Source organism: Paenochrobactrum sp. BZR 201-1 (assembly GCF_044987585.2).
Classification (GTDB): domain Bacteria; phylum Pseudomonadota; class Alphaproteobacteria; order Rhizobiales; family Rhizobiaceae; genus Paenochrobactrum; species Paenochrobactrum pullorum.
In genome coordinates this window covers 19,836-34,544 of sequence record NZ_JBJDRZ020000004.1, presented here as the reverse complement: position 1 = coordinate 34,544, position 14,709 = coordinate 19,836, and the positions used below count along the sequence as shown (strand labels likewise).

The following is a 14,709-nucleotide window of genomic DNA, read 5'->3' as shown; positions in this document are numbered from 1 at the left end:
TGCTAAGACTATTTTAACATAAACGACATCATTCATGACCGGCCATGCCGGTCACACAGAGAATTTGATTTGGAGGCGTAATGGCAGAACAAAAATCGAGCTACGGGTATGAGGAGCTCCTTTCCTGCGCTCGCGGTGAAATGTTTGGTCCGGGCAATGCCCAGCTGCCGCTGCCACCGATGCTGATGGTGCACCGCATCACCGAAATTTCGGAAACCGGTGGTGAACACGGCAAAGGCTTCATTCGTGCTGAGTATGATGTAAAACCTGATGATTGGTATTTCCCGTGCCATTTTCAGGGCAATCCGATCATGCCTGGCTGCCTTGGCCTAGACGGCATGTGGCAGCTGACCGGTTTTTTCCTCGGCTGGCTCGGCGAGCCAGGTCGCGGCATGGCGCTTTCAACCGGTGAAGTGAAGTTCAAAGGCATGGTGCGTCCGCACACCAAGCTCATTCAGTATGGCATTGATTTCAAACGCGTTATGCGTGGTCGCCTTGTTCTGGGTACAGCTGATGGCTGGCTAAAGGCAGACGGCGAAACAATTTATACGGCGAGCGATTTACGCGTTGGTTTATCGAAAGACAGTTCAGCTGAATAAGTCAGCTTTATAAAAATATTGATTGCTCATTGATCAAAGATTGGGCAAATTTTCATGAGCGCGGCGTTCAGAAAAGTGATTTTCTTTAACGCCGCGCTCAAAACATGTGAAGAACACACCTATCTGTTCTGATAGCAACTTTAAGAACAGCACAGGTGTCAAAGGAGAGCGCTATGCGGCGTGTAGTCGTCACCGGAATGGGGATCGTATCCTCAATTGGAAACAATACCGACGAGGTGACAGCCTCGCTTCGTGAAGCGAAATCCGGCATCAGCCGGGCGCAGGAATACGCCGATCTGGGCTTCAGATGTCAGGTTCATGGTGAGCCGAAAATTGATATTGAAGCACTGGTCGATCGTCGCCATATGCGTTTTCATGGCCGCGGAACAGCATGGAATCACATCGCGATGGATCAGGCGATTGCTGATGCAGGTTTGAGCGAAGAACAAGTTTCAAACGAGCGAACCGGTATTATTATGGGTTCCGGCGGCCCGTCCACACGCACGATTGTCGAATCAGCTGATATCACCCGCGAAAAAGGCCCGAAACGCGTTGGTCCTTTTGCTGTGCCTAAAGCTATGAGCTCGACAGCCTCCGCCACTTTGGCGACCTTCTTCAAAATCAAAGGCATCAATTATTCGATTTCATCTGCCTGCGCGACCTCCAACCATTGCATCGGCAATGCGGTTGAGATGATCCAGTACGGCAAGCAGGATCGTATGTTTGCCGGTGGCTGTGAAGACCTCGACTGGACCTTGTCGGTGTTGTTTGATGCCATGGGTGCAATGTCTTCGAAATATAACGACACCCCTTCCACAGCATCCCGCGCCTATGACAAAAACCGCGACGGTTTTGTGATTGCCGGCGGTGCCGGTGTGCTCGTGCTGGAAGACCTCGAAACCGCCCTTGCCCGCGGCGCCAAAATTTACGGCGAAGTGGTTGGCTATGGTGCAACATCCGATGGTTTCGACATGGTTGCCCCGTCCGGCGAAGGCGCATTGCGCTGCATGCAGATGGCGCTTTCCACTGTTGAGGGTAAGATCGACTATATCAATCCGCATGCGACCTCGACCCCTGCCGGCGACGCACCGGAAATTGAATCGATCCGCAAGATTTTTGGCTCCGGCGATAGCTGCCCGCCGATTGCTGCAACCAAATCCCTGACCGGTCACTCACTGGGTGCAACCGGCGTTCAGGAAGCCATTTATTCGCTGTTGATGATGCAAAACAACTTCATCTGCGAGAGCGCACATATTGAAGAAATCGATCCGGCCTTTGCCGATATGCCGATTGTGCGCAAACGTATTGATAATGCTGAAATAAATACAGTCCTGTCCAACTCGTTCGGGTTTGGGGGCACGAATGCGACGCTGGTTTTCCAGCGCTATAAGGACTGACGGAGAAAAATATGGAAGGTCTCATGAAAGGCAAACGCGGCCTGATTATGGGGGTCGCGAATAACCACTCAATCGCTTGGGGGATTGCAAAAAATCTTGCCGATCAGGGTGCAGAACTTGCTTTCACCTATCAGGGCGAAGCATTGGGCAAGCGCGTGATGCCATTGGCTGAACAGGCTGGCTCGAAATTCGTGCTGCCTTGTGATGTGGAAGATATTGCCTCCGTCGATAAAGTTTTCGAAACCATCGAAAAAGAATGGGGTGGCCTGGATTTTGTCGTCCATGCCATTGGTTTTTCCGACAAAAACGAGTTGAAAGGTCGCTATGCAGATGTAACAACCCGTGAAAACTTCAGCCGTACCATGGTCATTTCTGCCTATTCCTTCACCGAAGTGGCGCAGCGCGCTGCAAAGCTGATGAAAAACGGCGGCTCCATGCTGACGCTGACCTATGGCGGCTCAACCCGCGTGATCCCGAACTATAACGTGATGGGCGTAGCGAAAGCTGCTCTTGAAGCTATGGTTCGTTATCTGGCTTCCGATTACGGCCCGCAGGGCATCCGCGTCAATGCGATTTCGGCAGGCCCTGTGCGCACACTGGCTGGCGCTGGCATTGGTGATGCACGCGAGATTTTCACCTATCAGCGCCGCAATGCGCCGCTGCGTCGTACTGTTGATATTGATGATGTGGGTAAAGCAGCGCTTTACATGCTGTCTGAACTCTCCAGCGGTGTGACCGGTGAAATCCACTTTGTTGATTCAGGCTATAATATCGTTTCGATGCCGTCGATTGATGAGCTGAAAAAAGTGCCTGACAGCAACGACTAAAAAACTGAATGCACAAAAAAACGCCGCCTTAAAAATAAGGCGGCGTTTTTGTATCTGAAGCCCATTAAAAAGCCCGAATTATTTACGTGCTTCGATCACCTTGAAACCGCGCTCGTCTTTCAACAGATTGACGACGCGGAAAGACCCTTTCAGCACCGCTTCATATGGCAGTTGACGATTAGCCACCATCAACAAACGCCCGCCGGTTTTCAAGCGTTTGGCCGCAGCTGTGATAAAACTTTGCCCCAAAGAAACATCTGTCGCGCGCCCTTCATGGAAAGGCGGGTTCATGATCACTGTATCATAAATACCGGTAAGCGCTTCTGTGGTCAGATCAAACCAATGAAAATCGACGGGCTTTTCGGCGTGACTTAAATTTTTACACGCCGCCTGAAGCGATTCATAATCCGCCTCATAGAGATCAAGGCGCTCAAGCTTTGGCGCGAGGTTAAGCGCCTGAGCGCTTAAATAGCCCCATCCGGCACCATAATCAGCAACATTGCCAAAGACAATATCCTTCAGATAAGGCACCAACAGCGCTGAGCCGCGATCAATCGCCTGATGCGAGAACATGCCTGCTTCAGTATAATAAAGCCCGTCCACGAGGTTGTGTGTCGGTTTTAAGACTGTAATCTGCTCATCGGTGACATCAGCCGGTCGTCTGAACCAAAAAGCAACAGCATGGTTTTTCGACATCCGGTCTTCGATTTCCGCAATGCCGCCCGCCATTTTGCGGAAACTATCAATACCAAGTTTTTTATCACCCGACACAATGATAGTGCCGCCCGGTTTTACCCGTGTCAAAATTTGCGCCAACCATGCTTCATTGCGCCCGCGATGCTTACCAAGCAGCAACAACCCGCCATCAAAGCTTAAGTCCTCTTCCAAACGCGGCACGGCTTTAAAGTCTTCACGTTCCAGCGCCAAGAAATCAGGCCGCTGTGGTTGCAGGCAGGTCAACACTTCTTTCCATGCAGCATCCAATGTCCGGTCAGCACGAATACCGCAGGCAAGAAAGCGCGAGCCCTCTTCCGGCATATCAAAAATCTCATGTTCAAAAGGCAAAAATAGTGTCTGTTGCGCGCCTGAAATCATTTTTGCATCACCTGCATCAAATTATGATGAATAAAAAAGCGCACCTTTTGGGTGCGCTTTCTTGAAATACAAAGCCAATCACTGATTACTCAGCGTCTGCTTCAGCTTTCTTTTCGGCAACGACTTCTTTGCCGGTTTCCTGATCGACAACTTTCATCGACAAGCGAACTTTACCGCGCTCATCAAAGCCCATCAGTTTAACCCAAACTTTTTGACCTTCCTTCACCACGTCAGTGGTTTTGGCAACGCGGTCAGAAGCCAGCTGCGAAATGTGTACCAAGCCATCGCGTGGGCCGAAGAAGTTAACGAATGCACCGAAGTCAGCAGTTTTAACAACTGTACCTTCGTAGATTTCACCAACTTCAGGCTCGGCAACAATTGAATGAATCCACTTTTTAGCAGCTTCGATTTCTTTAGCCGAAGAAGAAGCAATTTTGACAGTGCCGTCATCTTCAATGTTGATTTTAGCGCCGGTCTTTTCAACAATTTCACGGATAACCTTACCGCCTGAACCGATCACATCACGGATCTTGTCGGTCGGGATATTCATAACTTCGATGCGCGGAGCAAATTCGCCCAGCTCTTCGCGCGAACCGCTGATGGCATTTGCCATTTCGCTGAGGATATGGACGCGACCGCCCTTAGCCTGTTCCAATGCGATCTGCATGATTTCCTGCGTGATGCCATCAATTTTGATGTCCATCTGCAAAGCGGTAATACCGTTTTCTGTACCGGCTACCTTAAAGTCCATATCGCCGAGATGATCTTCATCACCCAAGATATCGGACAGAACCGCGTAACGGTCGCCTTCCTTGATCAAACCCATCGCAATACCTGCGACCGGACGCTGAAGAGGAACACCGGCATCCATCAGAGCAAGCGATGCACCGCAAACACTTGCCATCGACGAAGAACCGTTTGATTCAGTAATTTCTGACACAACGCGGATGGTGTACGGGAACTGCTCTTTGGCAGGCAGCATCGGATGGATAGCGCGCCATGCGAGCTTGCCGTGACCAATTTCACGACGACCAGGCGAACCCATACGGCCGGTTTCACCAACAGAATATGGAGGGAAGTTGTAATGCAGAAGGAATGATTCTTTGTACATGCCGGTCAGAGAATCGATAAACTGTTCATCTTCACCGGTGCCGAGTGTGGCGACAACGAAAGCCTGTGTTTCACCGCGGGTAAACAGCGACGAACCGTGGGTACGCGGAAGCAAGCGAACCTGTGAATCAATTGCACGAACGGTGCTCAGATCACGGCCATCAATACGGCTGCCGGTGTCAAGAATGTTCCAACGAACAATCTTGGCCTGCAAGCTCTTGAATACGGTATCAACCTGTTCTTTGGAAAACTCGGTTGTTTCAGCATCTTCCGGTAGAAAGTGTGCTTTAACTTTTGCCTTGGCAGCGTCAACAGCGGCATAACGAGCCTGCTTGTCGATGATCTTGTAAGCTGCACGCAAATCGTCTTCAACGATTGCAAGCATTTTGCCTTCGAGGTCGGAAAGGTCTTCAGCCTGAAACTCGCGTGGCTCTTTAGCTGCAACTTCAGCCAGTTTGATGATAGCATCAATCACAGGCTGGAATGCTTTGTGACCGAACATCACAGCACCGAGCATCAGCTCTTCGGTAAGTTCCTGCGCTTCAGATTCAACCATCAGAACAGCTTCTGAAGTACCGGCAACAACCAGATCAAGGTTAGATTCCGGCAAAACGTCAATGCTTGGATTGAGCACATATTCGCCGTTGATCAGACCAACGCGCGATGCTCCGATCGGGCCCATGAAAGGAACACCAGAAAGGGTCAGAGCTGCAGAAGCTGCAATCATCGACAGGATATCCGGATTGTTTTCCAGATCGTGCTGGATAACAGTCAAAACAACCTGTGTGTCGTTCTTATAGCCATCAGCAAAAAGCGGACGGATAGGACGGTCGATCAAGCGGGAAACGAGGGTTTCGTTTTCGCTCGGACGGCCTTCACGCTTGAAATAGCCACCGGGGATTTTACCGGCAGCATAGGTCTTTTCCTGATAGTTTACGGTCAGCGGAAAGAAATCCTGACCCGGCTTTGGTTCCTTAGCAGAAACGACAGTTGCGAGAACCATGGTTTCGCCGTAAGTGGCAAGAACCGCACCATCAGCCTGACGGGCAATTTTACCTGTTTCGAGAATGAGCGGACGACCGCCCCATTCGATTTCCACTTTGTGGGTATTGAACATCATATGTCCTTCAATTGGAGATGCCGCGCATGATTGCAGCAAGCATCCCACTGGTTGGCTTAATGGCCATGGGCAAGACAACAAGTAGTTTTAACTCCAGAGCGTAGCGTAACTTATCGCAGCCATTCGCTCTATTTTTTACGTATGTCTCTATCCCAAAACCGATACTGAATTTTGGGAGACATAGTTTTAAAACCACCGGCAATCCTGCCCCATGACGATCATTTCAAGGCTTTTTCATAAAAGCCCATAGAGTAACGGGCGACGTTTAAAAAACATCGCCCGTAATTTATTTTAGCGACGCAGGCCAAGACGGCTGATGAGCGCCTGATAACGAGCATGGTCAACGCCCTTTACGTAGTCGAGAAGACGACGGCGCTGGGAAACCAGCTTCAAGAGACCGCGACGTGAATGGTTGTCATTCTTGTGGCCTTTGAAGTGCTCGGTCAAGTTTGCAATGCGCTCGGAAAGAACAGCAACCTGTACTTCAGGTGAACCGGTGTCACCTTCTTTGGTTGCGTATTCTTTGATCAAAGCTGCTTTACGTTCTGCTGTAATCGACATCATAATACCTTTCTAAAGAGAGGGAGTGGGATGCCCGAGCCGGGATGTCGTCCAGCTAAGGCCGTTAAAATGAGTCTGAATTTTTAAAAATACAGAACCAATGCTGTGCATATAATCGAAATAAGGCAATATTACTAGAGCGCGTCGCGTATAATTGGTTTTCAGCCTTTGCAACGCCCCGCTTCCATTGCCTGTTTCAGGCAAAATGCTTATTTCAACTGTGTCACGATAAACTCTGACGGCATGAATGACACCCCGCCAGAATAACTAATCAAAGCGAAGTGAAAACCCGTTTCGGCTTGAACTGGCCTTGTTCGATCAGCCCGATCGCCAGCAATTTTCCTTTGGTCGTGACGCATGCCTCACCTGCTTCCAAAGGTGCATCACGGCCACGCAAAATCACCGGATTGCCAAGGCGCACACGGTGAGCCTGATCATCAGACAACGGCACCTGCGGCAGACATTCAAGAGCTGCCAAAGTGTCGATCACAAAAGCATCAAGAGCTGAAAAATCACGCACGATAAACGGGCGGTCTTCAACCTCTTCACCCTCTTCCGGCTTGGGCGGCAATGGCGGCCAAGCCTGCTCCAACTCGCTTAATGTGACGAAATCTTCATCGGTGAAAGGCGAGACTTCGATGCGGCGCAATTCGGCAATATAGCCATAGCAGCCCAGATCCAGCCCCATATCACGCGCCAAAGAGCGCACATAGGTGCCTTTAGAGCAAACAACTTCGAACTCAGCAAAATGCTCATCCGGCATTTCCATTAGATCAAGGCTGTCGATTTCCACTTCACGGGAGGGAATTTCAACCGCCTCGCCGCCACGTGCCAGATCATAAGCACGTTCGCCATCAATTTTAATGGCAGAAAACTGCGGTGGTACTTGTTGAATAATGCCGACATATTTTGCGGCTGCCGCCAAAATCTCGTCACGCGACGGGCGTTTGTCGGAAGAATGCGTTACAACGCCTTCCATATCATCGGTCGAGCGCTGCTCTCCCCAACCAACGCGGAAACGATAAACTTTGGTACCGTCCATCACATAAGGAACGGTCTTGGTGGCCTCGCCCAAGGCAATCGGCAACATGCCGGAGGCCAGCGGATCAAGCGTGCCGGCGTGTCCTGCTTTTTCCGCATTAAAAAGCCATTTTATCTTTGAAACAGCTTCCGTTGAGCCCATGCCTTTAGGCTTGTCAAAGATAACCCAGCCGGAAACCGGACGACCTTTTTTCTTACCACGTCTTGCCATGCTTATTCTGCTCCGCGCTCACTCTTGCGATCATCCAAATCATCGGCCTCATCCACAGAATGATCCAGATCTCGGGCGACTTCAGGAGAACGCAACAGAGCGTCAATTTTCGAGAAATTATCGAAGCTTGTATCAATGCGGAAACGGAATTCCGGCATATATTTCATCTGGCTCAAGTAAGGCGCCATCTTACCACGCAAAAACTTAGCGTGTTTTGCCAAGGCTTTGACCACCGCCTGACCATCCACATCGCCCAATGGAGTGATGAAGCATGTAGCAATTTTCAAATCCGGCGACATACGTACTTCGGAAATCGAAATAACAGTTTGTTCCAGTAATTCATCGTGAATTTGTTCGCGTTGCAGCACTTGTGCAATTGCATGGCGCACTTGCTCGCCCACACGAAGCTGGCGCTGCGAAGGGCCGTTGCCTTGATGACGTGACATTGTTTTTTAATCCCGGTTTTTATTATTAAAGCACCATACTTCGCGGGGATCAAACCCGCCAGTAAATCCACTCCGGCTTATTACATCTTATGTTTAAAGCGGATTATAGCAGATGCATGCAATCTTATCGAAAATTGAACAAGCAGATTGATCCTGCCTATAGAAGAAGAAAGGACGTGCGCAGCTTTAACGCCACGCACGCCCTTAATATTTGGAAACCGCCGTCCAATTAGAGCGTACGGGTAATATGCTCAACGCGGAAGGCTTCGATGATGTCGCCAGCGCGCATATCATCGTAGTTTTCAAAGGCCATACCACATTCCTGACCGACAGGAACTTCAGATACCTCGTCCTTGAAGCGCTTGAGAGTCTTGAGCTTGCCTTCGTGAATAACAACGTTATCACGGATAAGGCGCACACCTGCACCACGCTCAACCTTACCTTCGGTGACGCGGCAACCAGCCACTTTACCGACCTTGGTAATGTTGAAGACTTCAAGAATTTCTGCGTTACCGATGAAGGTTTCACGACGCTCTGGTGACAACAGACCCGACATAGCTGCTTTCACGTCATCCAACAGATCGTAGATGATGTTGTAGTAGCGGATTTCGATGCCCTGCTGTTCAGAAGCAGCGCGCGCCTGCTGGTTGGCACGAACGTTAAAGCCGATGATCGCGGCGTTTGAAGCTTCTGCCAGCGCAATATCGCTTTCGGTAATACCACCGGCACCCGAATGAACGATACGTGCACGAACTTCGTCGGTACCAAGCTTGTCGAGAGACGCGATAATCGCTTCCACCGAACCCTGCACGTCACCTTTGATGACAAGCGGGAATTCTTTCAAGCCGGTATCCTGCAAGTTCGACATCATCTGCTCAAGCGAGCCACGCATACCGGTCTGACGGGCAACTGCCTTGTCACGTGCGAGACGCTGACGATATTCAGAAATTTCACGTGCCTTGGCTTCGTTGGCAACAACAGCGAAACGGTCACCGGCCTGCGGTGTACCAGAGAGGCCGAGGATCTCAACCGGCATTGCAGGACCAGCTTCTTTCACGTGATCGCCGTGGTCGTTGACCAGAGCGCGTACACGACCCCATTCGCTGCCGGCCACGATGATTTCACCCGGACGCAATGTACCTTTTTGAACCAGAACGGTTGCGACAGAACCGCGACCACGATCCAGCTGCGCTTCAATGACAACACCTTCAGCCGTACGCTCAGGATCAGCTTTGAGATCCAGAATTTCAGCCTGCAAAAGCACGGCTTCAAGCAGCTTGTCGAGGTTCATGCGCTGCTTGGCAGACACTTCCACATCGAGCACTTCACCGCCCATGGTTTCAACAAAAACATCGTGCTGCAACAGTGCAGTGCGAACTTTTTGCGGATCAGCAGTCGGTTTATCAATCTTGTTGATGGCAACAATGATCGGAACGCCGGCAGCTTTGGCATGATTGATGGATTCAATTGTCTGCGGCATCACGCTATCATCAGCAGCGACCACCAGAATGGCGATATCGGTTGCCTGCGCACCACGAGCACGCATCTGTGTAAAGGCTGCGTGACCAGGGGTATCGATAAAGGTGATCTTCTGGCCATTCTGTTCAACCTGATAAGCACCGATATGCTGGGTAATACCACCGGCTTCACCCGATACGACATTCGCTTTACGGATCGCATCGAGAAGAGAAGTTTTTCCGTGGTCAACGTGACCCATAATGGTCACAACAGGCGCACGCGGCAACATCGCTGCTGTATCATCTTCTACGTTGAAGATACCTTCTTCGACGTCAGATTCAGCAACACGTTTAACGGTATGACCAAATTCTTCCGCAATGAGCTGAGCCAGATCGGAATCGATCACATCGCCCGGCTTCATCATCTGCCCCTGTTTCATCAGATATTTGATGATATCAACAGAGCGTTCAGTCATACGCTGCGCCAGCTCCTGAATGGTGATGGTTTCAGGTACAGTCACTTCACGAGAAATCTTCTCGCGCACTTCCTGCATCTGGGAGCGTTTGAATTTTTCCTGACGGCGACGCATCGCTGACAATGAACGCCCACGTGCACTATCTTCTTCCAAGTTACTGGTCAGGGTCAGTTTGCCGCGACGGCGATCATCTTCACCCTTCACAACCTTTGGTGCGCGCACTTCCGGTTTCGCAGGCGTAGCACTGCCGCCACGACGGGCACCCGGTCCACGACGATCATCATCGTCATTATTATTATTTTTGCTACGTGACAACACGCCGGATGTGTTCGGCTTCAGCGGCACCTGATCTATCGGTGTTGCCGCAACTGGGGCAGGTCGTGAACCACCGCGCTGATTGTCAGAACGTGGCTGTGCATTGCGCACTGGCGCGGCAGCAGCAGGTGCGTTTTTCGCAGCTTCTTTTTCCTGAGCCTGACGGGTTTCCGCCTCGGCTTTCAGACGTGCATCTTCAATTGCCTGCAAGCGGGCAGCTTCTTCACGCTCTTTTGCAAGGCGCGCATCTTCTGCAGCCTGACGGACAGCTTCTTCAGCGGCACGTTTTTTCTCTTCTGCATCACGCACCATTGCATCTTCCAATGCACGGCGGCGGGCATCCATTTCATTGCGTGACAAAGTATTGAGCACTGCACCACCGCGTTCATTGGAGCGCGAACGGTTCTGCTGGCCATCACGTTGTGGACGGCCTCCATTTTGCTGGCGCTGTCCTTGTCCCTGACGCTGCTGACCACCGCGTGGTTGTTGTGCCTGAGCTTGCGACTGTGCGGGTTTTGGTGCCGCAGGCTTTGTAACCGGAGCTTCAACAGGCTTCACCACAGCTGGCTTAACTTCTGCCGCCGGTGCAGTATCTGCCGGAGCAACGGGTGCCGGTGCTGAAACTGGCGCAGCAACAGGAGCAGCCGGAGCTGGTGCCGCCGGTGCCGCAGCTTGTGGCGCAACCGGGGCTGGTGCAACCGGCTTGGCCGCTACAGGTTCTACCGCTGCCGGCTTGTCGTCTGGTCGCGCAAATTTGCGTTTTCTCGTTTCCACGACGACAGATTTCGTGCGTCCGTGGCTAAAATTTTGGCGCACGGTGCTCTGTTCAACGCTTGACCGTTTAAGGGTCAACGTTTTTTTGTTATCGACGCCCAGCGTCTTGTCGTCGTTAGATTTGCTGTCGCTCATTCCGTTTCCGTTTCCCTGACGGCATCCGCCGTTTCACTTTCCGAATTCGTGGCGATTTGCCCGCGATAATTTCGCAACATGTGCGCCCGCTTAACGAACCCGTTCGCCGCCATTCCTTGGAGCACGGCAGCATGTATCACATTTCCACCCCCGAATGCCAAATCCATTTCCTCTCCAGTAAAAAGAGAAAAAGCGGGGATGTCACGCCCCAGCGTATGGATCACGGCACGGCGGGCCTGATCAAGTTTTCTCACGCCATCCGGCGAAGCTTCCAAAGCATGCAATACCATAATTGCATTGCCTGAACGTATATCCGCATCAACCTTGGCGGAGCCTGTAACAACAACGCCAGATTTACGGGCAAGAGCCAAACTGCCAATTGCGGATTTTGTCAGCAGCTGATCCACCAGCGCGCCAAGATCCGGTTGGACTGTTACACCCTTTTTAAGGCCGCGCGCAAATAAATTACGCTTGACGGCCTCATCCACTTTCCCGCGCTCGGCTGTAACCCAACAACCGCGCCCGGGCAAATTCGCTTTCAGATCCGGCACAACCGAACCATCCGGCCCTGCGACAAACCTTATCATGTTTTCGACAGAACCGCTCTCACGCGTAACGATGCAACTTCTGTCATTCATGCCAATTTCTGTCACTCTTGTGGGCCTCACTCAAGAACCCTTGCCTGCCATAGGCAAGAACCCCCGCCTTATGGCAGGTTGGCGCGCAAACGCCAACCCCTTAACATCAAGAAACCTTAAACGGTTTCTTCTGCTATTTCGTCGCCATCATCTGTTTCGGTGACAACAGCTTCATCTTCAGTAATCCAGCCGCACTTCAAACGTGCCTGCAAGATCATCTGTTCAGCCTCAACACGTGAAAGCTCGAAGTTCGACAAAATACCGGAATGGTTGATTGTCTCACCTTCTTTACGTTCACGCCAGCCAACCAGATCATCAACAGCATAACCGGCAAAATCTTCAACGGTTTTCACGCCATCTTCACCAACCGCGACCATGATGCCTGTGGTCATGCCCGACAATTCACGAAGCTCGTCTTCAACACCCAGTTCAAGACGACGGGCATCTTGTTCGTTTTCAAGACGATCGAGATATTCACGGGCACGATCCTGAATTTCACCTGCAGTTTCATCACCGAAACCATCAATCGACGAAATTTCTTCCGCTTCCACATAAGCCAGTTCTTCAACGGAAGCAAAACCTTCCGATGCCAGTACCTGACCTACCATCTCGTCAACATTGAGCGCTTCCATGAATAAAGCGGAACGCTCAGCAAATTCTTTCTGACGACGCTCAGACTCTTCATTTTCGGTCATGATGTCGATATCCCAGCCGGTCAGCTGCGAAGCCAGACGAACGTTCTGACCGCGACGACCGATCGCCAATGATAATTGGTCATCAGGAACCACAACTTCAATACGCTCTGCATCTTCATCCAGAACAACCTTGGCAACTTCAGCAGGTTGCAAGGCATTTACGATGAAGGAAGCAGCATCTGGCGACCATGGAATAATATCCACTTTTTCGCCCTGCAATTCTGCCACAACTGCCTGCACACGGGAACCACGCATACCAACGCAGGCACCGACAGGATCAATGGAAGAATCACGTGATACAACAGCGATCTTGGCGCGCGAACCCGGATCACGGGCAACCGACTTGATTTCGATGATGCCGTCGTAGATTTCCGGCACTTCCATGGTGAACAATTTCGCCATGAACTGCGGATGAGTACGCGACAGGAAAACCTGCGGGCCACGCTGTTCACGACGAACATCGTAAACATAGGCACGAATGCGATCACCATAACGGAATGCTTCACGCGGGATCAGTTCGTCACGGCGCACAATCGCTTCACCACGACCCAGATCAACAATCACATTGCCATATTCAACGCGCTTGACGGTACCATTGATGATTTCACCAACGCGGTCATGGAATTCATCATACTGACGATCACGCTCGGCTTCACGCACTTTCTGCACGATAACCTGCTTGGCGGACTGGGCTGCGATACGGCCAAAATCCATCGGCGGCAGCTGGTCGGCCAGGAAGTCACCGATCTGCGCATCAGGATTACGCTCGCGGGCTGTTTCCAGTGCAATTTGCGTATTGTAATCTTCAACCAGTTCAACAACTTCCAGCAAACGCTGCAATTTGATTTCACCAGATTTCGCATTGATATCAGCACGAATATTGGTTTCCTGACCATAGCGCGAACGCGCAGCTTTCTGGATGGCATCGGCCATCGCCGCGATTACGATTTCGCGGTCGATAGACTTCTCACGGGCGACCGCATCGGCGATCTGCAGAAGTTCCAGCCTGTTTGCACTGACTGCCATAAGTCTCTCCTTGGTGCCGCGCCCGCCCTTTCCTCTTGGACGGGTGCTCAATCTTAATCTTTTTCGCCAACGTCGCTTGTGTCAGCGTCATCTGAAGCAGTACCGGTGACATCACCCAGCTCATCGTTTAATTCGTCGCCAGGAATACGTCCCTCACGAAGATCTTTATCTTTACGCAGGGCGTCACGAATCAAATCATCCGTCAAAACCAGTCGCGCATCAGAAATGACATCATATGGAATAGTTACGACCTGTTCATGACCATAACCGACCTGATCATTTTCAATCGTCACGCCTTCATCGTCATGAGCCGTGATTTTACCACGAAACTTCTTGCGGCCATTAATAATCATGGATGTTTCAATCCGCGCCATATGACCCGACCAATCAGCAAAATCGGATACGCGAACCAATGGGCGATCAATACCAGGAGAAGAAACTTCCAGATGATATTTACCGCTGATCGGATCATCCACATCAAGTGCGGGCGATACGTTGCGGCTGATCAGCTCGCAATCTTCAACCGTCATAGTGCCGTCAAAGCGTTCAGCCATAATCTGCAAGGTAGCGCCGTTCAAGCCGGACAGGCGAACACGCACCAGCCGAAAACCAAGCACCTGCAAAACAGGCTGGACAATAGCCGCTACCTTCGCATCAACACCGGTTTCACGAATGATGCGTGTATCAGCCACGGTTTCAGCAGCGTTTGTTTGTGCAGTGTCTAATTGTTCGGACAACCCAGTTTATTCCCTTTAATTTGTATCATCAAACAAAAAAGAGCGGGAC

Annotated in this window: 12 protein-coding genes; 3 read left to right on the top strand and 9 right to left on the bottom strand. The window is 51.1% G+C overall.

The window, feature by feature from the left end; translation table 11 throughout:
• Nucleotides 1–80 precede the first annotated feature (80 nt).
• The 3 genes from fabA (at nt 81) to fabI (ending at nt 2,823) form a co-directional block, all read left to right on the top strand.
• Nucleotides 81–599, top strand: coding sequence for a 3-hydroxyacyl-[acyl-carrier-protein] dehydratase FabA (gene fabA, locus ACI0FR_RS02015; RefSeq protein WP_374829011.1), 519 nt, complete (start codon nt 81–83; stop codon nt 597–599).
• A 173-nt stretch (nt 600–772) separates the two neighbouring features.
• Nucleotides 773–1,996, top strand: a complete 1,224-nt coding sequence (gene fabB / locus ACI0FR_RS02010; RefSeq protein WP_374829010.1) for a beta-ketoacyl-ACP synthase I — start codon at nt 773–775, stop codon at nt 1,994–1,996.
• Nucleotides 1,997–2,007: 11 nt separating this feature from the next.
• Nucleotides 2,008–2,823 carry an enoyl-ACP reductase FabI gene (fabI, locus tag ACI0FR_RS02005; RefSeq protein WP_404907204.1) on the top strand — a complete coding sequence of 272 codons (816 nt, stop codon included), beginning with the start codon at nt 2,008–2,010 and terminating at the stop codon, nt 2,821–2,823.
• 78 nt (nt 2,824–2,901) lie between these two features.
• On the opposite strand, the gene ACI0FR_RS02000 is transcribed toward fabI, so the two are convergent.
• From ACI0FR_RS02000 to rimP, 9 genes are all read right to left on the bottom strand, one after another.
• Nucleotides 2,902–3,918, bottom strand: coding sequence for a methyltransferase (locus tag ACI0FR_RS02000; protein WP_404907202.1), 1,017 nt, complete (start codon nt 3,916–3,918; stop codon nt 2,902–2,904).
• Nucleotides 3,919–4,003: 85 nt separating this feature from the next.
• A complete protein-coding gene (gene pnp / locus ACI0FR_RS01995) occupies nt 4,004–6,145 on the bottom strand; it encodes a polyribonucleotide nucleotidyltransferase (RefSeq protein WP_374829007.1) in 2,142 nt (713 codons plus the stop codon).
• 294 nt (nt 6,146–6,439) lie between these two features.
• Complete coding sequence (gene rpsO, locus ACI0FR_RS01990) at nt 6,440–6,709, bottom strand: 30S ribosomal protein S15 (RefSeq protein ID WP_184222244.1); 270 nt, start codon at nt 6,707–6,709, stop codon at nt 6,440–6,442.
• A 271-nt stretch (nt 6,710–6,980) separates the two neighbouring features.
• A complete protein-coding gene (gene truB / locus ACI0FR_RS01985) occupies nt 6,981–7,961 on the bottom strand; it encodes a tRNA pseudouridine(55) synthase TruB (RefSeq protein WP_404907199.1) in 981 nt (326 codons plus the stop codon).
• Nucleotides 7,962–7,963: 2 nt separating this feature from the next.
• A complete protein-coding gene (gene rbfA / locus ACI0FR_RS01980) occupies nt 7,964–8,407 on the bottom strand; it encodes a 30S ribosome-binding factor RbfA (protein ID WP_374829005.1) in 444 nt (147 codons plus the stop codon).
• A 229-nt stretch (nt 8,408–8,636) separates the two neighbouring features.
• A complete protein-coding gene (gene infB, locus ACI0FR_RS01975; protein ID WP_404907197.1) occupies nt 8,637–11,564 on the bottom strand; it encodes a translation initiation factor IF-2 in 2,928 nt (975 codons plus the stop codon).
• Entirely contained in the window at nt 11,561–12,202 is a 642-nt protein-coding gene (locus tag ACI0FR_RS01970) for an RNA-binding protein (protein WP_404907196.1), read from the bottom strand. The genes infB and ACI0FR_RS01970 overlap by 4 nt, the downstream gene beginning before the upstream one ends.
• A 116-nt stretch (nt 12,203–12,318) precedes the next feature.
• Nucleotides 12,319–13,923, bottom strand: a complete 1,605-nt coding sequence (nusA, locus tag ACI0FR_RS01965) for a transcription termination factor NusA (protein ID WP_374829002.1) — start codon at nt 13,921–13,923, stop codon at nt 12,319–12,321.
• 53 nt (nt 13,924–13,976) lie between these two features.
• Nucleotides 13,977–14,660: a ribosome maturation factor RimP gene (gene rimP / locus ACI0FR_RS01960; RefSeq protein WP_404907194.1), complete on the bottom strand. Its 684-nt coding sequence runs from the start codon at nt 14,658–14,660 to the stop codon at nt 13,977–13,979.
• Nucleotides 14,661–14,709: the final 49 nt, after the last annotated feature.